This window comes from Variovorax sp. GW821-FHT10D07 (genome assembly GCF_059415325.1).
This window is the reverse complement of the sequence record NZ_JBWKMZ010000015.1, coordinates 197,115-220,036: the sequence shown is the minus strand read 5'-3', so window position 1 is coordinate 220,036 and position 22,922 is coordinate 197,115. Positions and strand designations below refer to the sequence as shown.

The 22,922-nt window shown below is 68.0% G+C and carries 21 protein-coding genes; 5 read left to right on the top strand and 16 right to left on the bottom strand.

The window, feature by feature from the left end; translation table 11 throughout:
* Positions 1–37 precede the first annotated feature (37 nt).
* The 16 genes from AC07PU_RS34375 to AC07PU_RS34300 all read right to left on the bottom strand — a co-directional run bounded on the left by AC07PU_RS34375 (position 38) and on the right by AC07PU_RS34300 (position 17,295).
* Positions 38–2,173 carry a TadG family pilus assembly protein gene (locus tag AC07PU_RS34375; RefSeq protein WP_495322676.1) on the bottom strand — a complete coding sequence of 712 codons (2,136 nt, stop codon included), beginning with the start codon at positions 2,171–2,173 and terminating at the stop codon, positions 38–40.
* An 8-nt stretch (positions 2,174–2,181) separates the two neighbouring features.
* Positions 2,182–2,676 (bottom strand): TadE/TadG family type IV pilus assembly protein, encoded by a 495-nt coding sequence (locus tag AC07PU_RS34370; RefSeq protein ID WP_495322675.1) that lies wholly within the window; start codon positions 2,674–2,676, stop codon positions 2,182–2,184.
* Positions 2,673–3,167, bottom strand: coding sequence for a TadE/TadG family type IV pilus assembly protein (locus tag AC07PU_RS34365; protein ID WP_495322673.1), 495 nt, complete (start codon positions 3,165–3,167; stop codon positions 2,673–2,675). Before AC07PU_RS34365 ends, AC07PU_RS34370 begins: the two co-directional genes overlap by 4 nt.
* 37 nt (positions 3,168–3,204) lie before the next feature.
* Entirely contained in the window at positions 3,205–3,696 is a 492-nt protein-coding gene (locus AC07PU_RS34360; RefSeq protein WP_495322672.1) for a DUF3613 domain-containing protein, read from the bottom strand.
* A complete protein-coding gene (locus tag AC07PU_RS34355; protein WP_495322671.1) occupies positions 3,693–4,727 on the bottom strand; it encodes a hypothetical protein in 1,035 nt (344 codons plus the stop codon). Before AC07PU_RS34355 ends, AC07PU_RS34360 begins: the two co-directional genes overlap by 4 nt.
* Positions 4,724–5,683, bottom strand: a complete 960-nt coding sequence (locus tag AC07PU_RS34350; RefSeq protein ID WP_495322670.1) for a type II secretion system F family protein — start codon at positions 5,681–5,683, stop codon at positions 4,724–4,726. Before AC07PU_RS34350 ends, AC07PU_RS34355 begins: the two co-directional genes overlap by 4 nt.
* Positions 5,680–6,690, bottom strand: coding sequence for a type II secretion system F family protein (locus AC07PU_RS34345; protein ID WP_495322669.1), 1,011 nt, complete (start codon positions 6,688–6,690; stop codon positions 5,680–5,682). The genes AC07PU_RS34350 and AC07PU_RS34345 overlap by 4 nt, the downstream gene beginning before the upstream one ends.
* The gene (locus AC07PU_RS34340; protein ID WP_495322668.1) at positions 6,683–7,999 is read right to left on the bottom strand and encodes a TadA family conjugal transfer-associated ATPase; all 1,317 of its coding nucleotides are present in this window, start codon (positions 7,997–7,999) and stop codon (positions 6,683–6,685) included. The genes AC07PU_RS34345 and AC07PU_RS34340 overlap by 8 nt, the downstream gene beginning before the upstream one ends.
* Before the next feature lie 7 nt (positions 8,000–8,006).
* Positions 8,007–9,290, bottom strand: coding sequence for a CpaE/TadZ family protein (locus tag AC07PU_RS34335; RefSeq protein ID WP_495322667.1), 1,284 nt, complete (start codon positions 9,288–9,290; stop codon positions 8,007–8,009).
* A gap of 35 nt (positions 9,291–9,325) precedes the next feature.
* The gene (locus AC07PU_RS34330; RefSeq protein ID WP_495322690.1) at positions 9,326–10,612 is read right to left on the bottom strand and encodes a type II and III secretion system protein family protein; all 1,287 of its coding nucleotides are present in this window, start codon (positions 10,610–10,612) and stop codon (positions 9,326–9,328) included.
* A gap of 123 nt (positions 10,613–10,735) precedes the next feature.
* Positions 10,736–11,719, bottom strand: coding sequence for a Flp pilus assembly protein CpaB (gene cpaB, locus AC07PU_RS34325; RefSeq protein ID WP_495322666.1), 984 nt, complete (start codon positions 11,717–11,719; stop codon positions 10,736–10,738).
* Between the two features lie 66 nt (positions 11,720–11,785).
* On the bottom strand, positions 11,786–12,298 hold the full coding sequence (locus AC07PU_RS34320; protein WP_495322665.1) for an A24 family peptidase: 513 nt from the start codon (positions 12,296–12,298) through the stop codon (positions 11,786–11,788).
* Between the two features lie 12 nt (positions 12,299–12,310).
* Positions 12,311–12,502: a Flp family type IVb pilin gene (locus tag AC07PU_RS34315; protein ID WP_495322664.1), complete on the bottom strand. Its 192-nt coding sequence runs from the start codon at positions 12,500–12,502 to the stop codon at positions 12,311–12,313.
* A 412-nt stretch (positions 12,503–12,914) separates the two neighbouring features.
* Positions 12,915–14,369, bottom strand: a complete 1,455-nt coding sequence (locus AC07PU_RS34310; RefSeq protein WP_495322663.1) for a L,D-transpeptidase family protein — start codon at positions 14,367–14,369, stop codon at positions 12,915–12,917.
* A gap of 74 nt (positions 14,370–14,443) precedes the next feature.
* Entirely contained in the window at positions 14,444–15,589 is a 1,146-nt protein-coding gene (locus AC07PU_RS34305) for a tetratricopeptide repeat protein (RefSeq protein WP_495322662.1), read from the bottom strand.
* Between the two features lie 158 nt (positions 15,590–15,747).
* Complete coding sequence (locus AC07PU_RS34300) at positions 15,748–17,295, bottom strand: amino acid permease (protein WP_495322661.1); 1,548 nt, start codon at positions 17,293–17,295, stop codon at positions 15,748–15,750.
* Between the two features lie 136 nt (positions 17,296–17,431).
* On the opposite strand from AC07PU_RS34300, the gene AC07PU_RS34295 reads away from it, so the two are divergent.
* The 5 genes from AC07PU_RS34295 to AC07PU_RS34275 all read left to right on the top strand — a co-directional run bounded on the left by AC07PU_RS34295 (position 17,432) and on the right by AC07PU_RS34275 (position 22,921).
* Positions 17,432–18,376, top strand: a complete 945-nt coding sequence (locus AC07PU_RS34295) for a LysR family transcriptional regulator (protein ID WP_093347648.1) — start codon at positions 17,432–17,434, stop codon at positions 18,374–18,376.
* A 130-nt stretch (positions 18,377–18,506) separates the two neighbouring features.
* Positions 18,507–19,046: a cupin domain-containing protein gene (locus AC07PU_RS34290; RefSeq protein WP_296797714.1), complete on the top strand. Its 540-nt coding sequence runs from the start codon at positions 18,507–18,509 to the stop codon at positions 19,044–19,046.
* Positions 19,047–19,071: 25 nt separating this feature from the next.
* Positions 19,072–20,079, top strand: coding sequence for a hydroxyquinol 1,2-dioxygenase (locus AC07PU_RS34285; RefSeq protein WP_495322660.1), 1,008 nt, complete (start codon positions 19,072–19,074; stop codon positions 20,077–20,079).
* Between the two features lie 79 nt (positions 20,080–20,158).
* Positions 20,159–21,622, top strand: a complete 1,464-nt coding sequence (locus AC07PU_RS34280) for an aldehyde dehydrogenase family protein (RefSeq protein ID WP_495322689.1) — start codon at positions 20,159–20,161, stop codon at positions 21,620–21,622.
* Positions 21,623–21,667: 45 nt separating this feature from the next.
* Positions 21,668–22,921, top strand: coding sequence for an ABC transporter substrate-binding protein (locus AC07PU_RS34275; protein WP_495322659.1), 1,254 nt, complete (start codon positions 21,668–21,670; stop codon positions 22,919–22,921).
* Position 22,922: the final 1 nt, after the last annotated feature.

Here is a 22,922-nt window from a genome sequence, read left to right as displayed (position 1 = left end):
GAGAAACGAAGCGGGGGGCTGAGGGTATTGCACTTCTTCAGTAGACGAGGATGGGCGCCGCATTGCAGTCCAGCGCGCGCAGGTTGACATCGACCTGGCCCAGATGGAGGCCCAGGATCTTTTGCAGGATCGGGGTCAGGACATCTTTGCCGAGACTGTCCAGCACCGGTTGCAGCGCGCTCAGCAGGAACGAGACGAGCGAGAGGATCGCGTTGGGTGGACTGGAGGAGCCGCCGCTCGAAGTGTTCTTCAGGCTGTCCGCGATCTCGTTGATGCATCCCGCGTCCGTGCCCGAGCCGCCGAACAGGCCCCCACCCGTGCATTGATTGCCGAGCAACCCGCCGAGAATGCCCCCGAGCACGTCGCCGACGGCACCCAGCAGGTTACCGACCAGGCTGCCGATGCTTTGCAGGAGGCCGATCACGTTCAGCGTCACGAGCTGGTTCAGGAGGTCCAGCGTGTTGTTGACCACACCGCCGAGGAAGCCGCTCAATCCGTTCGCGGCCGCGGTGATCTTGTCGTTGACCTGTCCCAGGCGGGTCTGCCTGCAATCGCGCGTGGTGCAGGCGGGCGTTCCCCAGAGTGCCTTGGCCATTTCGGCGCGTTGCGCCGGGGTGGGGGTCGTGCCCGTGCTGATCGAGTTGGCCAGCAGCGCCGCGAGCAGTGCATTCGTCAGGTTCTTCAGCGTCGTCCCCAGCAGCAGATCGTTGCCGACGGTCTTCGTTTCGCCCGCGGCGAGGGTCACGGAGGTGTCGATCGGAAGCGGGTTGACCTTCAGCGTCGTGTTCAGCGAGATCAGGTTGATGCCCAGGAGACTGACCTTGAGCAACTGCTCGTTCGTCAGGTTCGCGTCGCAGCTCGCGCTGGTCGAGAAGATTTCGTCCTCTTTCGTGGGGTCTGCGCCGGGACGTCCCACGCACAGCTTGAGTACCGATGCCTTCACCGCGATCCGCGCCTGATCGACACCGCTCGAGGTCCGCAGGCCGGCGGTGCACATCTCCGCGGCAGTGCCGGTGCCGGTCACCGCATCGAGCATGATGGGAAGATTCAGGCGCACGATGCTTCCCACCACGGGAATGCTGCCTGTATCGATCTGGACGAAGGTTCGGAGCTGACCGGTGTAGGCGGTGGCACCGACGCCACCGACCGCGATGGACGGTGGCTCGATCAGTGCGACCTTGGCTTTCACCAGGTTGGCGACGCCCAGGCTGGGAATTTCAAGGGCATGCTTCTGCGTGGCGATGCCGATCCCGGCGAAGAGAAGATCGAAAGCGTTCACACCGACGTTCAAGGCCGACCCTACGGCGGAATCCGGGGCTGCGATCTTCAGCAATTTGCCCAATGAGAAGTTCAGGCTGCTCAACCCGATCTTCGCCTTGATCGCATCGAGCAGGTCGAGGTTGGTCTGGAGCAGCTCGGTCAAACCGGCGAGCTTCACCGTGGCGTTCAATATGTCCGCGAGATTGACGGTCTTCGCATCGATCAAAGCGTTGATCTGGCCCACGGTCATGTCCGCGGTGACCGTGACGCCCAGTTCCTTGAGCAGGCCCGAAGGAGTGATCTTGGCATTGACCAGGCCGTCGTATCCCCCCAGCGAGCCCGACAGGTCGAGTCCGATGCTCTTCAGCGAACGGCCGAGCAGCGAGTCGTTCTTGATCGTCACCAGCTTCGTGCCGACCGAGAAGGTGGCGACAGGCGAGCCCAGCGCGCCGACGGCCTGCACGCAGATGTTGCGGCTGCCAGAGAAGAAAGGCAGCAGCGTCGGCGGTGCCTTCGTGATCCGCACGCGAACGGCGTTGTAGGGCAGGCCTCCCGGAATGAAGCGGTTCTCCTCGCCGGTCAGGCAGGCGGTGGCGGTGGCCGGCGGTTTGTTCGCCGGGGTCCAGTTGCCGCACTCGGGCGTGTCGATGGCGATGCCTGGCAGGTTCTGTCCGGCATTGGTCGTCGCGGCCGCGATGGCGGCGGCGCACCCGTTGGGCGTGGCCAGGGCGCTCAGCCGCTGCGCACCGGCCAGGGCCGAAAGGTCCGCGGTCTTCTGGAACTCGCGCTTCATGAAGAACAGGTAGCCGAGTTCGGTCCCGATCAACGCGATGACGATGAGGCTCAGCGCGATCGCGGTGTTGATGATGACCGAGCCGCGTTGGCGGCGGCGGCCGTGGGAGATCGATTGCATGGTGGCCTCTATACGGCGGGGCGCGCGGCCGTCGCCTTGCCCAAAAGATTGGTCGGCATCCAGCTGCTCGTCCACGGGACGATGTTGGGAAGCACCGGGTTCTTGCTGTACGGATAGGTCACCTTGATGGTGATCTGGTCGGGCGAGGAGGTATTGATCTCGGGCGCCACCATCTTCGAGCGCAGCCAGTCCTTCTTCTGGTCGACGCCGACGCCCACGCTGGCCGGCGTGATCAGCGAGGAGGCCAGGGCGTCGTAGATGGCTTCCTGCACGCGCGGGTCGTTCATCGCCACGGTCTTTCCGAGCCGGAGCACCGCGCGGGCGCCGTCCTCCGCCGAGCGGGCCACCACCTGCTGCGTGTACAGGACCGCACCGAAGGTGACGATGCCGTAGAGCGCGAGGAACAGCAGCGTGAAGACCAGGGCGAACTCGATCGCGGCGATGCCGCGCTGGCGCTTGCGCAGGGCGTGCCTGGTGCCGATTCCGCAAGGACGATCTGTCATGACGGCCTCCCATCGAACAGCATGCTGGCCTTGCCCACGATCTGGCTCGGGAACACGAGACTCAGGATGGGCGGGAGCAATTGATTGACCTTGTCCGCCTTCACGGTCACGACGATCTGGCAGCGCTGGGTCCAGTCGGTGCCGAGCACGCAGTTGTCGGGCGCGCAGCGCGTGGCCTCGGCGCCTTCGACGCGGCATATCTCCGCCGTCACCGCCAGCGGCTTCATCGCCGCAGGCATCCAGCTGGTGCGCTGCGTGGCGATGTCCACGGCGCGCGTCGCGCGTGCCGGCAGCGTCAGCTGATAGCGCAGCGCCGCGCGCGCACCGTCTTCCGCGGCGTTCTGCAGTCCCATGCGAAACGCGAGCAGCATGCCGTAGCTGAGGATCCCGTACAGCACCGCGAAGAAGATCAGGAACACGAGGGCGAACTCGACCGCATACATCCCGCGCTGCCCCCGGGACGGCGAGTGTCGGCTGCGGATGTATTTCATGTCGAACTCCTCGGATCAAGCGATCGATGATGGACGCCTACTTGCCGCCCGCACCGCTGTCGCCCGACGACTTGACGGACGAGTTGAATTTCTCGGGGATCGGGTATTCGAAGCTCTTGAGATAGCGTTCGTAGCTGCGGCCTGCCACGGGGCCGGCGATCGGGCGCGGCGTGCGCGACGCGATCTCGCCGCTGCGTTGCCATGCCAGCAGATTCAGGGTGGCATCACCGACCTCGAGTGGAGGAACGTCGAACTCATCCTCTTCCACTTCAACCATCTGCGCATCGGGTGCGTCTTGCGCCGAGGGCGCCGCGGCGACTGCTGGCGCCTGGGGAACGGGCGCGGCCTGCGCCTCCTTGCCCTTCGGCGCATCCGGCACCTTCACCGTGGTCACGCTCTTGGAACCGGCTTCCTCGGGCTTGGCGGCATCGGATTGCGCGAATGCGTTCGGTGCGCCGAGCAGGAGCGCGACGGCGAACGCGCAGGCGGACAGCGCGGAGACGGCGCCGTTGGATTCTTGGTTCTTCATGGTGTGCCTTGTGTGATCGGGGTCGGTGTGAGCGGTGCGGCCGCGGCCGAGGCGGAAGGATTCAATTGGCTGGCGGTGCGCACGCCGCCCATGCCGGCCCAGCGCGAGGGCTTGAGCGCGAGCGGAATGACCGCGGCGGCATCGTCGGATGCGAGGGTGGCAACCGCCGCCGCGTCGGGTGCGGGTGCAGGTGCGACAGCCACCGGTGCGGCAGGCGCCGCGGGTACCGCCGAAACGACGGGTGCCGCGTCCGCGGCAGGTGCCGTCGCGACGGGCGCCACCGGGCCCCGGGTTCCCCGCATCTGCTGCGCCGCGTCGCGCACGGCGGCGCGGGTCGCCTCGGGCATGCGGTTCGCGTCCATCAGCGCCGTGGCCTGTTCCCGCTGGTTGGTCGCTTCGAAGTAGAGCGCGAGATTGGCCTGGGCCTGCGTGCTGTCGGGGCGCAGCTGCAGTGCCTGCATCAGCGGCAGCCGCGCTTCGTCGAACTGCCCCGCGCGCAGGCTGGCATAGCCGAGGTCGCTGAGCAGCAGGGCGTCGGTCGGTGTGCGGCGCTGTGCCTGTCTGAGCAGTTGGGTGGCTTCGGCGAAGTTGCCCCGTGCACCTGCCAGCAGGCCCAGTCCCCGGTAGCCGGCGCTTTCCAGCGGCGTGGCCAGCAGGCGCTTGTAGGCGGCTTCGGCCGGCGCGGCCTGGCCGGTCTGGCGCAGGGCGTCGGCGCGCATGCGCGTGGAATCCGGCGACACGCCCCAGCGTTGTTCGAGCGCGTCGATGTGCGCGAGCGATGCGAACCACAGGCCCTGCTGCTGCATCTGGTCGACGACCTTGAGATAGGTCGCCTGGGTGTCGATGTTGGCGCTGGCCTTCGCTTCGGTCGCCGTCTCGAAGGCCTGTCGCTGCTGAGCATCCTCGCCAGCGGCGTAGTGGTCCTTGGTGGCGGAGCAACCCGTGATCGCCAGCGCGATCGCGACGACCACGGGCAGCAGCAGGGCGGCGCGCAATTGCGGGGTGCGCATGGAAAGAGCGGCGTGCTTCATTTGATGACAGTCCCCAGCGAACGGAAGATTGCAATGACGCCCGGCCCCGCCGTCACGATCATCAGGGCCGGCAGCAGCGTCGTGACCATGACCGCGGTCATCTTCACGGTGATCTTTCCGATGCGTTCCTTCATCTCGGAGCGCCGGTGTTCGCGCAACCGGTCGCTGAAGACGCGCATGGGTTCCTGCACCGCACCGCCGTGGCGATCGACCTGTACCAGCAGGCCGACCAGGCTGCGGAGGTTCTCGTTGCGGTGCAGGGTGGCCAGGCGCTGCAGCGAATGCTCGCGCGTGCGGCCCTGGGTGTACTGGCGGTTGGCCAGCGTGAGCTCGTAGCCCAGCACCGGCAGGACATGGGCGAAGTCGGTCGCCATGATCTGCAGGCTCTGGTCGAGGCTCAGGCCCACGCCCTGCAGCAGCCTCAGCAGGTCGACGAACAGCGGAAGCTCGCGCGCGACCGCCATGCGGCGGCTGGCGGCGATGCGTCCGAGCACCCACTTGGGACCCATGAAGCCGATCACGAACAGTGCCGCGAACACCGACAGCACGACGCCGCGGGTCTGTCCTTCGCCCCACAGCACGAAGGTCAGCGTGGGCAGCAGCAGGGCCAGCAGGATGCGGGTGACGAGAAAGATCAGCTGCGCGCGCCGCGAGTTCAGGCCGCACTGGTCGATGAGGTTGCGGTCCTCGTCCGCGACCAGCGCGCGGCCGAGCTTCGAGTCGAGCCAGTGGAAGGGCAGGTCGGCGTCGGGCTTGTAGGGCTGGTCGAGCGCGGAGGCGGCGTCGGCCGATCCGGCCGCGAGCGCCACCGTGCCCTGATGGATCGCCTTGCCGATCGCCTGTCCGCTGCGTGCCCGCCGCAGTTCCGACACGACGAGGGTGCCGGCCGCGATCAGCAGGCCGAGGGCCAGCAGCGCGAGGCTGATGGCGGTCAGGGTGCCGGGTGTCAGCGTCATGCGATCCTCGCGAGCTTGTAGAGCAGCAGGCCGCCGAGCAACTGGAGTCCACCACTGGACAGGACGAGCAGCTTGCCGGTGTCGTCCTGCCACATGCCCAGGAAGTAGCTTGGGTTGCTCATGAAGATGAAGGCACCGACGCCCAGCGGGAGCAGTCCGAGGATCCAGCCGGACAGCCGGGTTTCCGCCGACATCGCCACCAGTTCATGCTCGGCCTGCTCGTGGTCGCGCATGAAGTTGCTGACCCGCTCGAGCAGCAGGTCGGCGCGCCCGCCGTAGCGCACGCCCAGTCCGAGGATCGAGGCCAGCAGGAACATCTCCTCGATGCGGACGTTGGTCGCCGTCTGGTGCAGGGCCTTGTCGAGGTCGACGCCCGCACGAACCAGCGAAGCGGAGCGCTCGAGGTGGCCGCGCAGCGGCTCCTGCGTGGTGCCGATGGCGAGCTGGAACGCGGCCTGGGTCGAATTGCCGATCGTGATCAGGCGCACCATCGCGTCGATGTAGCCGGGCAACTGGCCGACGAGCGTGCGCCGCATCTTCTGCAGGCGCAGCCAGATCGCGAAGGTGGCACCGAGCGTTGCCAGCAGCAGGACGACGATGGCCACGGCCAGGCCGCCGAACGCTCCGGCGATCAGCGACAGCAGCACGATGCCGAGCACCACGAAGGCAAGGGTGCGAGGCTTCAGAACGCCCTCCAGCCACCCGGGCATGACGTTCTCCAGCCAGTTCTTGGGCCGCGCCGCCGAAGGCGTCGCCTCGGTCTCGAGCCAGGGGTCGGTGGTGAGGCCGGAGATCAGGTTGTCGACGGGCGACGGGTTGCGCGCGGCGGCCGATGCCGCCAGCGGCGCGGGCATCGAGGCGCTCGCGCCGCCCTGAATCTGCTGCGACAGGTGCCGGCCCACGGCCTGGCGCGTCTGGCGCGTCCTGGCCCATTGCCAAAGGATCAGGCCGCCCGCCGCCAGCAGCAGCGCGACGACCGCGACGCCGAGCAATACCGCGTCACGCACGGGAGTCTCCCTGTCCCGCGCGCGCGAAGGCCTGGCGGAAGCGCGTGATCTTCGGCGAGTGCGGCGCGATGCCCAGGCTGACCCAGCGGTCGCGCTCTTCGCCGTCCGGCGCCACGACCGGCTCGTAGCGATACAGCTCCTGCATCGCGACGACGTTGTCGTTCACGCCCGTCACTTCGCTCAGCGAGATGATGCGGCGTTGCCCGTTCGACATCCGCCCGATCTGCACGATGAAGTCGATCGCGCTCGCGATCTGCCTGCGCAGGCTCACTTCGCTGCCCTGGTAGCCCGCGAAGCCCGCGAGCATCTCGAGCCGGTAGAGGCATTCGCGCGGCGAGCTCGCGTGGATCGTGCCCATCGAGCCTTCGTGGCCGGTGTTCATCGCCTGCAGCATCTCGATCACCTCGGCGCCGCGCACTTCGCCCACGATGATGCGGTCGGGCCGCATGCGCAGGCTGTTGCGCAGCAGGTCGCGGATCGACACCACGCCCTGGCCGTCGAAGCCGCCGGGACGGCTCTCGAGCCGCACCACGTGGCTGGTGCTCAGCGAGAGTTCGGCCGTGTCCTCGATGGTGATCACGCGTTCGCGCGCCGGGATGAAGCTCGCCAGTGCATTGAGCAGCGAGGTCTTGCCCGAGCTGGTGCCGCCGCTCACGAGCACGTTGCAGCGCGCGCGCACCGCGATCTCGAGCAGTTGCGCCATGCCGGCGTCGAAGGTGCCGAGCTTGACCAGGTCGGCCGGCGTGAGCGGCTCCTTGCGGAACTTGCGGATCGAGACCGACAGGCCGTCGATCGCGAGCGGCTCGATGATCACGTTGATGCGGCCGCCGTCGGGCAGGCGCGCGTCGACCATCGGGTTGGCTTCGTCGAGCCGGCGTCCCAGCGGCGCCAGGATGCGGCGCACGATGCGCATCACGTGTTCGGAGTCGGCGAAGCGCAGGGTCTCGCGCTCCAGGATGCCGTGACGCGAGACGTAGACGTTCTGGTAGCCGTTGATCAGGATGTCTTCGACCGCGGGGTCGTTGAGCAGGTCCTCGAGCGGACCGAAGCCCGCGAGTTCCTTGGTGAGCGCATCCGAGATGAGTTGCATCTCGCGGTCGTTGATCGGCACGCGGCGCAGGCGCACGAAGCTGTCGACCTCGAGCTCGACGAACTGCTGGATCGAGGCGCGCGACCAGCGGCCGAACTCCGCGCCCAGCTCCTCGATGCGGCTGAGCAGGTGATCGTGCGTCCAGCTCTTGATGTCCTGGAACTGCTGGGAGGTGATGAACGCCTGGTCGTCGTCGGCGAATTCGATATCGGTGGACATGGGCTGTTCAACCTTGGGTGGGGCTCTTGCGGAAGCCGGTGACTTTCGACATCAGCGCCGTCCAGCGTGGGTCCTTCGCCGGCTGCTGGCTGGAGCCAGAGGTGTATTCCTGGTGCAGGCCGCGTGCGAGGCCCGCGATGGCTTGCGAGTACGGGTCGTTGCGCGCGGTGCGCACCAGCATCTCGCCGCGGCTCGAGGCCGCCAGCAGTTGCGTGCTGCGCGCGGGCAGCACGTGGCGCAGCGGCAGTTCGAGCCGCTCGGCGATGTCCTTGGCCGACAGGCCGACATGGCTGTCGAACTTGTTGACCACCAGCGACATCTGGTCGGTCTCGAGGCCGCGCGTGCGCAGTTCCTTGAGCATGTTCGCGGTGGAGACGATGGCGCCGATGCTCTGGTCGCAGACGACCCAGCAGCGCTGCGCTTCCTTCGCGGTCTGCGCCACGAAGTCGATGGTCGAGAAGCCGCCGAGATCGGCGATCTGGAAATCGAAGAAGTCGCCGAGCCGCTTGATCAGCGCGACCGAGTCGGAGTGCGAGATCTCGCGCACCTGCGCGAGGTTCGCGGGCAGCGGCAGCACCGCCACGCCGCTGGTGTGATGCGCGAGCGCCGTGTGCAGCAGGGTCTGGTCGAGGCGGCGCAGGTTGCGCACGCCTTCGACGAAGCTGAAGCCGCTCTGCGTATCGAGGTAGAGCAGTCCGTCGCGCGCAGGCAGGCCGAGGTCGAGCAGGGCCACGCCGTGGCGCGCGCTGCGCCCCGGCGCCTTGGCGGGCGCCTGCGTCAGCAGGTCGTTGAGCATCAGCGACAGGCTGGTCGCGAGCGTGGTCACGCCCAGGCCCGGCCGCGCGCCGAGCAGCGCGAGCGTGCAGCCGCGCGTGCCGCTCTGCAGGCTGCTGCGGCTGTCCAGCAGCTTGCGCAGCGTGTTGACCGCGTCGCTGGGCGGCGCGGCCATGTCGACGAAGTCGTCCACGCCGGCGCGCAGCGCGGCCAGCATCGAGGCCGGTTCCGCCGACACGCCCGTGGCCAGCACCGGCAGTGCCTGCCAGTCGCGCTTCAGGCGTTGGTGCAGTTCGCTCGCGGCCTGCGCGTGGTCGCCGGAGAAGTCGAGAAAGACGGCCACCGGGCCGAGCAGGGCGATGCGTTCGTCGATCGACTTGATGTCGGGCGACAGCACCACCACCGTGCCCAGCTTGCCGAGCGCGTCGGTCAGCCACGTGATGTGGCCGACGTTCGGCGAGGCGAAGAGATAGGTCTCTGCGCCGGTCTCGGGGAGGCTGTCGCGAGGGGCGTTCATGGCGTCTGCCACAGGGCGTGCGTGGCTGGTTTCCATCAACGCGAGAAGCCCGGCACCGCCGTGCCGGAAGCCGGCCCCAGCAGGTGCGCGCGCCACACGGGACCGTCGCGCTGCTCGGCACCGCCGGGCAGGTAGGGCGTGAGGTCGGTGTCGCGGGCGATGGGCTTCACGAGGTGCGGTGTCACGAGGATCACCAGCTCCTTCTCGTTCATCTGGTACTTGTTCTGCTTGAAGAAGGTACCGAGCACCGGGATGTCGCCGAGCAGCGGCACCTTGTCCGCGTTCGAGGTCGTGGTGCGGCTCACGAGGCCGCCGATGATGAAGCTCTCGCCATCGCCGAGTTCGACCGTGGTGTCGGCGCGGCGGGTGCTGATCGCCGGCACGGCCACGCCTCCGATGCTCAGCGAATTGGTGTAGTCGAGGTCGCTGGCCTCGGGCGCCACCTTCAGCACGATGCGTTCGTTCGACAGCACGGTGGGCGTGAGCGTGAGGCCGATGCCGAAGGGCTTGTATTCGATGCTGGTGGTACCCAGTCCCTGAGGCGCGGGCACCGGCAGTTCGCCGCCGGCAAGGAAGCTGGCGCTCTGGCCCGACAGGGCCACCAGCGTGGGTTCGGCGAGCACGCGCGCCATGCCGTTGCCTTCGAGGAAGCCGACGTCCAGGCCGATGCCGGCCTTGTTGAAGCCGAACAGGAGGTTGAAGGCCTGCGCGAGCGGGGTGTTGTATTCGGTGTTGATGCCGCCGGTCCCGGGGAAGGTCACCGACCTCAGCGACGCGGGCGTGAAGACGCCGAAGCTGAAGCCGTTGGAGTTGGCGCGCGTGCTGAAGATGTTGAGGCCGGCTTGCTTGAGCACGCTGCGGTTGAACTCGACGACCTTGACCTCGACCTGCACGGTGTTGCTGCGCACGTTGACGACCGAGCGGTCGACCAGCACCGACTTCTCGCCGCCGGCCGCCGATGCCGTGTCGCGCGCGTCCTGGTGCGCGGGCATGCTGTCGAGCGAACCGGTCAGTGTGGAAGCACGGCGGCGCACTTCGAGTGCGTAGACCGTGGCGGTCGACTGGCCCTTCTCCCAGATCATCAGCGTGGTGCGGCCAGCCGCCTTGCCGGTGACGATCAGGCGCGCGGCCACCGAATTCGGCGATTGGCGCGTGAGCGCCACGCCGGCCACCGTTTCGTCGGCGATCGCCATGCGCTCGATGCCCTTGGGGATCAGCAGTTCCTTCTGCGTGCCGGCGTCCACCAGCAGGCGCATCGGCGCGCGCTGCGTGACTTCCTGCGCGTCGGCCGCGGATGCCAGGGGCCATGCGCCCGGTGCCATCAGGCACAGCGCCACGGCGGTCAGGCGCAAGGGGTGGGCACGGCCTGCGGATGTCGCGCGAGGTTGGAGCGTCATGGTGTTTTTTTCCTGCATGGGATGCATGGGCTTGGCGCTGGGTGCCGATTAGTAATTGATGGTTTCGCTGCGGTCGCCGCGGATCACTTCGACCTTGAGTCCACCGCCGCGCTGTCCCTCGGCGCGCGGCGCGGAAGTGCGCGGAATCACTGTCGCCGTGCGGATCGCGCCGGGCTTGCCGCCGGTGACGAAGTCGGCGGCGGTGAGGCCGGCCTGTGCACGGTCGAGGCCTTCGAGCGGCGCGCGGCGCGGTTCGCCGGGCTTCAGCGGCGCCGGCTGCAGTGCCGTCGGCAGTTCGGCGAAGAGCTTCGGATCCGGTTCCGTCATGTCGGTGGGATTGCGCAGGGCCAGCAGCAGGCGGCCGCTGTTCTCGCCCAGCGTCAGGCGGTTGACGTCATCGACGGGCACCGCGAGCACGGCGGTGCGGGCCGCTTCCCCGCGTTGCTGCTGGGCGGCGGCCGTCTTGTCGGCCTTGGACGGCAGGCCATCGACCGAGGCCGTGCCGAATGCCAGCACCCGCTTGCGCGACAGCAGCAGGCGCGCCTGGCTGCGGTCGACGTCCCTGCCGTCGGACTTGAACATCACGAAGACATCGACGAAATCGCCGGGCTGGACCTTGTTGCCCACGCCCATGACTTCGTCGGCCTTGATGGCGATCGCACGTTCGCCTTCGGCCACGCGCAACGCCAGTCCCGACACCAGTTGGCCTTCGATGAGCGGCGTGCCTTCGCTGAGGTCGATGACCGGCACCCGGCCTTCGAGCGGTGCCGTTTCCTGGAAGGCACCGGCCGGATTGATGGTGAGGCGCTCGACGCGCAGTGCTTCGACGGGAATCACCTGCCCCGCGGGAAGCGCCCGGGTCGCGATCACGACCGGGTAGGTTTGCGCCTGCGCCGCCTTGTCGGGGGCGCTGGCCGTCGCGGCGGGGCGAACGGGGGCGACCGGTTGGCGGCTGAGCATCCATGCGTACACGCCGAGCGCGATTGCCAGGAGCACGAGAACGGCTGCAATTATTTTGGTCAGATTGATCATGTGCTGCGATCGTGAAGAGGGGCGGACGATGGAAAGGCTGTCGGGCGGGGATGTCGGATCGAACTCCTAGAAGTTCTGTCGGCCCCAGAACATCCACACGATGGTGGCGAGCGAGAGATAGGCCGCGTAGGGAATGAACTTGATGCGCCGCACGGAAGGCGTGCCGTCGGTCCGCATCGGCTGGCCGAAGAGCAGGTTCTCGAGTCGCGGATACAGCGGCCAACGCTGCGTGAAAAGCCAGAGCAGTCCGTGGGCGGCCGCGAGGATGCTGCCGATGACCCAGATCGGGAACAGGGCGGCATGGCCGACCCAGAGTCCGAGGGCTGCTGCGAATTTCACGTCGCCTGCGCCCATGAGCCGGGCGACGTAGAAGATGAGGAGAAAACCGAAACCGGCGGCTGCCCCGATGAGGCTGGAGCGCCAATCGATGTCGAAGGGATTGCTGCCGACCGCAAGTGCTGCCAGAGCCAGGGCGGCTCCGGCAAGCACGAGCCAGTTCGGTACACGGCGTTGTCTGAAGTCATACATGGCGACAAGAAGAAGCCAGAACAAACAAATCGACGCCGAAATTTCACGCACGTTCGGATCGGACTAGGGGGTGGTAGGAGCGGTGCCGGCGGTGGTCAGCGCGGTGGAAATCTTTTCGAAGATCACCTTGAGCTTGTCGCCAATTCCGGGCAGAACGCCCACGATCACCACGGAAATCAGGCCTGCAATGATTCCGTATTCCAGCGCGGTAGCGCCTTCTTCATCACGAATAAAACGAGTAATAGCGTTGAGCATGATTAACCTTTCAGAAAAAGTCGTTAACAAGGGCTGGCGGTGCGAATGTTATCCGGCGTAACTCTGTGTATCAACAAGGCAAACCCGATGGAAGGGAGTTCCGCTGTGCTAGTCAAGGATTGCTAGCACGATGGCTGCCAACTCCCACGGACATCGGTTGACCGGTCGGTCAGAGACGCTGAGTAACAGTTCGGAAACGATTTTTCCCTCTGTAGGCGTGCACCGACATCCCATGAAGACGGGAGGGAGTGTTACGGAACAGGGGTGCGCGAGAGGGGCGCGTTACGGGTACATGCGTGTTACGTGTTACGTGACACGACCCGAAAACGGTCAGATGTAACAGTCCAGAAAGGGTTGGACCGTGCGCAAAAAATCACAGGTTCAGGGCCTCAACCCTGCCTGCGAAGGGGGATCAGCCCAGGATTTCCTCGTGGAAGAGCTTCCACTCGCCGCCTTGGCGCAGCCAGTACTGGCGGCGCATCCGACCGCTGCGTTCCCCCTCGAACACCTCGCCGAAAGTGGCGACCATGGTGTCGTCGCTGTCGCGCCAATGGAGGTAGGAAACATCCTTTAACTGAATACGCCGGCCCTGGGCGTATTCCATTTCGTCGCGGACAATTGAAATTCCGTCGGCCGATTTTTTGGCTTGGCGCTGAAAATCCGGCAAATAGAATTTTTTCAATTGCGCTTCATTTCCCTGGGTCCGGGCGTCTTTCCAGGCATTGATCGCGCTGGTAAAGGATTGGGCATCCTTTTCGGCCTGGGGCTGGGAAATCCATTGCAGGCTGCGCGCGGTGACGACCGGCGTGGCGCCGATCTGCACCTTGCGCAGCAACTGGCGCAGGTCGGGATTGGCCATGACCACGCAGCCGTCGCTGGCCAGCGGCGCGCGCGCGTACTGCTGCGAGGGCGTGCCGTGCAGCCAGATGCCGCCGCCGGTCTTGCCGCGGCGCTGGTCGTAGGCGTTCGGGTAATTGATCGGCAGCGCGCCGGCGCCGTAGAAGTCCTTGAGCGACTTCGGGTCGAGGCTGCTGGTGATGAAGTACACGCCCAGCGGGGTGCGCGCGTCGCCCTCGATCGCCTTGTCGATGCCCGACTTGCCGACCGAGATGTAGTAGTCGGCCACAAGCTTCAGGCCCTTGTCGCCGTTCTCGAGCAGGTACAGGCGCGAGCGCGAGGCATCGATGGCGATCGCATAGCGGCTGCGCGTGGACAGCTCGAGGAACTGCGAGGGCACGGTGTTCGGCGGCGGCCGTTCGCGCAGCGCCTGCAGGCGGCGGCGCGATTCTTCCTGCAGCTCGGCCATGGCCGGGTTGCCCTTCAGGCGCGCCACGCTGGCGGCGTCCGAGAGGCTGTGCACGGCCGGCACCTGCGAGGCGAGCAGGTCGCCGTACACGAGCTGCGCGAGCTGGAAATTCGGGTAGTCGCGCACCAGTTCGCGCGCCTTGGCCAGTGCGGGCCGCGGCTGGCCGCGGCCGAAGAGTTCGTAGATCGCGATCAGCCGCGCCTCGGCGTTGCCGGCTTCCTGGATCGCGCCCGCGGGCGGCGCCTTGCGCGCGCTGCGGGCTTCGGAAGACGCGGCGGCGGTGCCGGCCGTCGCGGCGGCCGCGGTCGCCACGGCCCCCTTCTTCAGGCGGGCCTGGGCCTTGCCGCCCTTGGCGTCGCGGGCCTCCCGGGCTTCGCGCACGCTGCGCGATTCGCGGGTGCCGCGCGCTTCCTTGGCGCCGGCCTTTTCCTTCTGCGCCAAGCGGCTGCTGCCGGCAGCGCTCTTGCCCGACTTGGCACCGGCCGTCTTGGCATGCGAGGTCTTGCCCGTGCTGCCGGCGGCGCCGGCAGGCATGGCGAGCACGAGGGCCGACGCGGCCATCAGCGCGGCAAGGAGGCTCCCGCCGCGCCGGAGTTCTGGGATCTGAGGCCGGCCCCGCCGGACGATGTCTGCCACTAGCCGCCGACGCTTTCCTTGCGAATGTGCCACTGACCGCCGGAGCGTTGCAGTTCCAGCGTCTTGCGGCTGGAGATGTTGAGGTTGTCGGCACGGTAGACCTGGCGGAACTTGGCGGTGGCCGACTGGCCGTTGACCTGGATCACGAGGTTCTCGAGGTTCACGCTGATGCTGGACTTGCCGACGATGCGCGCGCGGCGTTCCTCTTCCCAGTTCTTGCGGCTCTGGCCGCCGCCGGGCGTGAAGTCGCTGCCGTAGGCGGCGAGGTAGCGGTCCATGTCCTGGCCGGCCCAGGCGGCCGCCCAGCCGCGCACGGCCGATTCGACCTCCGCATTGGCACTCGACGAAGCGGCGGGTGCGACCGGCGCGGCGGCCGGGGGCGAAGCCTCGGGGGCCTTGGCGACCACGGCCGGGGCCGGTGCAGGTGCGGGCGCCGGGGCCTTGGCCACCGGTGCGGGCGCCGGCGCCGGCACGGGGGCCGCGACGGGCGCCGGAGCGGGGGCGGGTGCCTTCGCGACCGGGGCGGGGGCCGGGGCCGCCGGTGTCGGGCGCGGTGCCTCGGGCGCCGCCGCCGCCAGCACGGTCGGCTTGGCGCCGGGCACGGCCGGCACGAACAGCGTGCGGATCACCGCCAGCTTGGGTGCGACCGCGGTGTTGTTCTGGTCGAGCTGCAGCGCCTTGCTGTAGGCCTGGCTCGCGAGCCGCGCATAGAGATCGCCGAGGTTCTCCTGGGCGGTGGCGTAGCTCGGATTGGTGCGGATCGCGCTCTCGAGGGCGTTGCGCGCCTTGTCGAACTGATTCTGGCTCGCGTAGATGACCGCGAGGTTGTTGTAGGGCTCGGGCAGCTCGGGGGCGTCCTGCGTGAGCTGGGTGAAGGCGGCGATCGCCTCGGCGCGCTTGCCGGTGTCGAGCTGGATCACGCCCTTGAGGAAGCGCATCTGCGGGTCGCGCGGCTTGTCCTTCAGGAAGGCGTCGGCCTTGGTCGAGGCTTCCTCGAGCTTGCCGGCCTGCATCAGGCGGTCGACTTCCTCGTGCTCGGGCGCCGCCAGCGCGGGCAGCGCCGTGGCACCGACCGCGGCGGCCAGGAACAGGGCGCGCACGACGGGCGTCAGGCTGAAAGGAGTGCGCAGGGAGCTCTTGGGCATGGCGGCGAGGCCTCGTGAGGGAGAGGAAAGGGGATGCGCCCGGGATTGTAAGTGGGGCGGTTAACCTTCAGACACACCGAGGGCGCCGCTGCGGCGTGCCTGCAACGCCGTTTCATTCCCCGCGGCATCGACCACCGGAAACCGTGGGGCCGGGCCTTTCACGCCGCGCCGCGTTCCTGCCCGCTGTCCGCCGGCGCCAGCCCATGCCCCGGCGCCGGCCGCAGCATCGCCGGAAAGTGCATGTCCCTGTAGGCCACGAAGCGGCTGCCGCGCGCCAGCCGGTAGCCCCACCAGACCGCCACGAACAGCACCAGCCCGATGTAGGTCGAGAACACGCCGATCCAGTCGATGCGCCCGCCCGTGAAGGCGGCGTAGTTCTGGCCCAGCGTGACCACCAGGCACAGGCCGAAGGCGAACAGCGGCCCGTAGGGGAAGAAGGGCGAGCGGTAGGGCAGCAGCGACAGGTCCAGCCCCTGCGCCATCATTCCCTTGCGGAAGCGGTAGTGGCTCACCGCGATGCCGAGCCAGGCCACGAAGCCGGTCATGCCCGACAGGTTCAAGAGCCACAGGTACACGCCCTGGCTCTCCGACAGCGAGGTCAAAAAGCACAGCGCGCCGACCGCGGTGGTCGCGAGCAGCGCATTGAGCGGCACGCCCGCGCGCGTGAGCCGCGCGAAGCAGCGCGGCGCGCGGCCGTCCTTCGCGAGGTTGAACAGCATCCGGGTCGAGGCATACATGCCCGAGTTGCCGGCCGACAGCACGGCCGTGAGGATCACCGCGTTCATCACGCTGGCCGCGAAGGCCAGCCCGGCGTGGCGGAACACCAGCGTGAACGGGCTCACGCCGATGGCGTGGAGGTCGGTCTTGATCAGGTTCGGGTCGGTGTAGGGAATCAGCACGCCGATCACGCCGATCGCCAGCACGTAGAACAGCAGGATGCGCCAGAACACCTGGCGCACCGCGCGCGGGATGTTCTTCGCGGGGTTGGCCGATTCGCCGGCCGCCACGCCGATCAGCTCGGTGCCCTGGAACGAGAAGCCCGCGATCATCGCCACGCCGATCATCGCGGGCAGGCCGCCCACGAAGGGCGCGTCGCCGAGCGTGAGGTTGCCGAAGCCCGCGGGCCGGTCGCCGCGCAGGATGCCGAAGATCATCAGCACGCCGACCACCACGAAGGCGATCACCGTCACCACCTTGACCAGTGCGAACCAGAACTCGGCCTCGCCGAAGCCGCGCACCGAGATCGCGTTGAGCAGGAACATCAGCCCGAGGAACAGCGCGCTCCACAGCATGGCCGGCGTGCCCGGGAACCAGTACTGCATCACCAGCTGCGCGGCCGCGAGCTCGACCGCGATGGTCACGGCCCAGTTGTACCAATAGTTCCAGCCGAGCGCGAAGCCGAAGCCCTCGTCGACGTAGAGCGCGCCGTAGGTCGCGAACGAGCCCGACACCGGCATGCAGGCCGCGAGCTCGCCGAGGCTGGTCATGAGGAAATAGACCATCGCGCCGATCAGCAGGTAGGCCGCGAGCGCGCCGCCCGGGCCGGCCTGCGACACGGTGGCGCCCGAGGCCACGAACAGGCCGGTGCCGATCGAGCCGCCGATGGCGATCATCGTCAGGTGGCGCGTGCCGAGCGCGCGGCGCAGCGTGGGTTCCTCGGCGGCGGTGCGCGAGGCGAGGGTGGGCGCGGTGGAGTCCGTTGCCATGTCGTTGTGTTCTCCCGTATGAGCCCGCGCGGCCCGTGAGGCCCGCGCGAGGTGGCGGCGATCATAAGTGCGGCCCTGCGCGCACCCCGCGTCGCCCCGGGGTACGGCCGCGGGGCCCGCACAGTACAGTCCCGCCATGGACCGCCTCCAGAGCATCGAAGCCTTCGTGCGCGTCGCGCAGACGCAGAGTTTTGCGGAGGCGGCGCGCCAGCTCCGGGTGGCGAACTCGGTGGTCACCACGCGCGTCAAGCAGCTCGAGGAGTTCCTCGGCGCGCCGCTGTTCCACCGCAGCACGCGCGTGGTGCGGCTCAGCGACGTGGGCCAGGCCTTCCTGCGCGACTGCGTGGAGCTCGTGGGCCGCGCCAACGACATCGTCGACCAGATGCGCGATGCGCGCGGCACCCCCTCGGGCGTGCTGCGCGTGCATGCGCTCACGGGCATGGTGCTCGGGCGCTTCGCCTCGCTGCTGCGCGAGTTCCACACCACCTATCCCGACATCCACCTCGAGCTGATCGTGAGCGACGCGGTGGTCGATCCGGTCAAGGCCGGCGTCGATTGCGCGCTGCAGATCTTCCCGGCCGCCTCCGAGGAGCTGGTGTCGCGCCCGCTGTTCCCGGTGCGCCGGCTGCTGTGCGCCACGCCCGAGTACCTCGAGCGGCACGGCACGCCCGCGACCCCGCGCGAGCTGCACCGCCACAAGCTGGGCCTGTACTCGGGCTACCCGACGCGCGACCGCTGGACCTTCCACCACCAGGGCGAGCAGACCACCATCTATCTCGCGGCCGCGCTGCTGACCAACAGCGTGCACCTGCTGCGCGAGTACGCGCTCGAGCACGCGGGCATCGTCTGCCTGCCCACGCTGGTGGCGGGCGACGCGATCGCGCGCGGCGAGCTGCGCGTGGTGCTGCCCGAGCACCAGCTCTCGTCGTTCTCGCTGAGCGCCGTCTATGCGGGCACCTCGCGCAACGCGCTCAAGCTGCGGCTGTTCATCGAGCACATCGCGACCCGCTTCACGCGCGTGCCGCCCTGGGACGCCACCCTGATCGAGCGCGGAATGATCCCGGCCGAACTCATCGAGTGAGGGCGCGCGTTCCCGGGTAAACCCCAGCGATTATTCGGAGTCTGCGAATAATCCTCTTCCAATCTGGTCCCTACCGGCGGCCCCGGTTGTTTCCTAGAGTTCGGTCCAAGCCAGAACCAAGGAGACCGCCATGACCCAGACCGCCCAGACCCACCAAGTCCACGAAGGGCCCGCCTACCGCACCCGCTTCGGTTCGCTCGCCCACTACGAGAAAGGCCACGTCGAGCCGATCGCCGACGACGTGCGCCACTACGCCTTCTCCAATTGCTTCGAGATCGCGAACAACAGCCGGCCCTATGAGAAGGTGGTGTTCGGCCAGAACCAGATCTACGTGCTCGAGACCCTGCGCGCCGAGGGCCACTCGCCCTGGTTCACCTGCGCGCACGACGAGTTCGCGCTGGTGATGGACGGCGAGGTCGAGGTGCACCTGGTGCAGCTCGATGCGGCCCAGAAGGTGGCCGACCCCGAGAAGAACGGCGCCGTGCAGGTCGAGGGCGAGCCGCGCGGCAAGAAGATGGGCTGGATGAAGCTCTCGCGCGGCCACCAGGGCCTGCTGCCGAAGAACACCGCCTACCAGTTCCGCAGCGCACGCCCCGGCGTGATCGTGCTGCAGACCTGCAAGGGCGAGCTGTCGGTCGAGAAGTGGGCCGAGATCTGCCAATCGCATTGATCGCATCGAAAGAGGAACGCACGCCATGAACGCCCCCGCAGAACTCGCCCGAGTCATCGCCTCGCAACCCGACGCCATGCTCGGCTACAAGGACTTCTCGCTCGGCAGCTTCCGCTTCCGCCGCGACGAGTATTTCGTCCACATCGGCTGGCAGACCCGCGACGGCCGCCCGATGAGCCACACCATGGATGCGGGCAACTACCTGCGCGCGCTGATGCGCGACGTGGCCTGGGGCTTCTTCTACGGCTGGGTCAACTTCGACAGCGTGTTCGGCACCGTCAACCACTACGACTCGGTCGACCTCTATGCCGGCAGCTTCAACGGCACGATGAAGGACGCGGGCATCGACCTGCTCGAGAACTTCCCGAGCGCCCAGATCCGCGCCACCTTCGAGGCCATGCTCGACGACTGGACCAACCAGAGCTTCGATCCCTTCGCCGCGCCGCAGGAGACCGGCTCGCCCTACGGCCGCAAGAACGGCAACAACACGGCCAAGATCACGCGGGCCCGCGAACTCGCCACGCGCTGCGTGGGCCTCCAGGGCGACCTCGACCTGCGCAGCGACGAGCGCGGCGCGCCGGTCAACCGCGCCTTCGCCGACGTGCCGCAGGACCAGCCCGAGCTGCATCCCGAGCCCGGCTTCGAGAACGAGGTGCATGCCTTCAATCTCTTCGGCTTCCTGAGCCGCTCGCAGGTGACCTGGAACCCGAGCTTCACCTCGGTGGTCAAGCACAGCTACATGTGCCCGACGACCGAGGAGCACATCCTGCCGATCATCCACGGCAACGACCGCGTCGAGTGGTTCTTCCAGATGACCGACGAGATCCACTGGGACTGCGGCGACAAGAACACCGGCAAGCCGATGGCGCGCGTGATCATGAAGGCCGGCGACATGGCCGCCATGCCCGCCTACTGCCGTCACCAGGGCTTCAGCCCCAAGCGCTCGATGCTGCTGGTGTGGGAGAACGGCTCGCCGAGCCTGGTGTACGAGATCCAGAAGGGCGAGAGCCCGGAGATCCCGGTCCAGTTCTGACCGGCTTCCCTTCCTTCCCAACGCCCCATCCAACTCTCCCCCGCGGGGGAGGGAGAGGAAACGCATGCCTGCTTCGTCCATACGCCACCAGCTCTTCATCGACGGCCGCTTCGTCGACGCCGAATCGGGCGAGACCCTCGCCACCCTGAACCCGCACGACAACACGCCGATCGTCGATGTCGCGCTCGCGGGCAAGGCCGACGTCGACAAGGCCGTCGCCGCCGCGAAGCGCGCGTTCCCGGCGTGGAGCCGCATGGCCGCCGCCGACCGCGGCCGCATCCTGCTCAGGCTCGCCGACCTGATCGAGGCCAACGCCGAGGAGCTCGCGCGCCTCGAATCGCTGGACACCGGCCACCCGATCCGCGATTCGCGCCGGCTCGACGTGCCGCGCACGGCCGCGTGCTTCCGCTACTTCGGCGGCATGGCGGACAAGTTCCAGGGCGAGACCATTCCCGTCGAGGAAGGCTTCCTCAACTACACGCTGCGCGAGCCCGTGGGCATCGTCGGCCAGGTGGTGCCGTGGAACTTCCCGCTGATGTTCACGAGCTGGAAGATGGCGCCCGCGCTCGCGGCCGGCAACTGCATCGTGATGAAGCCGGCCGAGATCACGCCGCTGAGTTCGCTGCGCATCGCCGAGCTGATGGCCGAGGCGGGGCTGCCGCCCGGCGTGGTCAACATGCTGCCGGGCCTGGGCAGCGTGGCGGGCCAGTACATCGCCGAGCATCCCGAGATCGCGAAGATCGCCTTCACCGGCAGCACCGCCACCGGCCGGCGCATCGTGCAGGCCAGTGCGGGCAACCTCAAGAAGGTGCAGCTCGAGCTCGGCGGCAAGGGGCCCAACATCGTGTTCGAGGACGCGAACCTGCAGGCCGCCGTCAACGGCAGCGCCTGGGCCATCTTCCACAACCAGGGCCAGGCCTGCATCGCGGGTTCGCGGCTGATGCTGCACGAGCGGATCGCCGACGAATTCCTCGCGCAGTTCATCCCGCTCGCGAAGTCGATCCGCCTCGGCAATCCGCTCGACGAGACCACCGAGATGGGCCCGCTGACCAGCGCCCAGCATCGCGAGCGCGTGCTGGGCTACGTCGAGGTCGCGCAGGGCGAGGGCGGCGAGCTGCTCGCGGGCGGCCGGTCGCCGGGCGGCGATCTCGCGAAGGGCTGCTATGTCGAGCCCACCGTGATGCGCGCGAAGTCGTACCGCGACCGCGTCGCGCAGGAAGAGGTCTTCGGCCCCTTCGTCACCGTGCTGACCTTCAAGGACGACGAAGAGGCGATGCGCATCGCCAACGGCACCGACTACGGCCTGGGCTCCGGCCTGTGGACGAAGGACCTGCAGCGCGCCCACAAGGTGGCGCGCGAGCTGCACGCCGGCATGGTCTGGATCAACAGCTACAAGCGCGTGAACCCCGGCTCGCCCTTCGGCGGTGTGGGCCAGAGCGGCTACGGCCGCGAGATGGGCTTCGACGCGATGCGCGAGTACACGCAGGTCAAGAGCGTGTGGGTCAACGTCGACGCGCGGATACCGCCGCACTTCGCGCGCTGAGTTTCGGCAGAGCGGCATCCGCAGACACAAGAACAGGAGACAGGCATGACATTCAATCGCAGGCAATTCACCCAGGCCACCGCGGCCCTCGTCGCCGCGGGCGCGACACCGCTGGCGTTCGCGGCCGATACGCTCAAGATCGGCTACGTGTCGCCGCAGACCGGCCCGCTCGCGCCCTTCGGCGAGGCCGACAAGTGGGTCATCGACCAGATGAAGGCCGCCTTCAAGGACGGCATCGCGGTCGGCGGCCGCAAGTACGCGGTGCAGATCGTGCTCAAGGACAGCCAGTCGAACCCGAACCGCGCGGGCGAGGTCGCCAACGACCTGATCCTCAAGGACAAGGTGGCGCTGGTGCTCACGGCCGGCACGCCCGAGACCGCGAACCCGGTCAGCGATGCCTGCGAGCTCAACGAGGTGCCGTGCATCTCGAGCGTGGTGCCGTGGCAGCCCTGGTTCTTCGGCCGCAAGGGCGATCCGGCCAAGGGCTTCGACTGGACCTACCACCTGTTCTGGGGCCTCGAGGACGTCATCGCCAACTTCACCAGCGGCTGGAAGACGCTGGCCACCAACAAGAAGGTGGGCGGCCTGTTCCCGAACGACGGCGACGGCAACGCCTGGGGCGACAAGGAGCTGGGCTTTCCGAAGCCGCTCGCGCAGATGGGCTTCACGCTCACCGACCCGGGCCGCTTCCAGAACGGCACGCAGGACTTCAGCGCGCAGATCGCGGCCTTCAAGAAGGAGGGCGTGGAGATCGTCACCGGCGTGGTGATCCCGCCCGATGCCAAGACCTTCCTCACGCAGGCGCGGCAGCAGGGCTTCAAACCGAAGGTGATCACGCTCGGCAAGGCGCTGCTGTTCCCGGGCGCGATCGAGGCGCTGGGCGAACTCGGCGACGGCCTTTCGACCGAGGTCTGGTGGAGCCCCTCGCATCCCTTCGCCTCGAGCCTCACGAAGCAGAGCGCGAAGGCGCTGGCCGAGGCCTACGAGGCCGGCACGAAGAAGCAGTGGACGCAGCCGATCGGCTTCGCGCATGCGCTGTTCGAGGTGGCGGCCAACGCGCTGGGCCGCGCGAAGTCGCTCAAGGCCGCCGACGTGCGCGATGCCGTGGCCGCGACCTCGATCCAGTCGGTGGTCGGCCCGGTCAAGTGGGGCGGCCAGGGGCCGTTCAGGAACGTCAGCAAGACGCCGCTGGTGCTCGGCCAATGGGGCAAGGGCACGAAGTACAAGGTGGAACTCACCCTCGTGAACAACGAGGCCGCGCCGGGCATTCCCACCGGCGGCAAGCTGCGCGCGCTCTGAC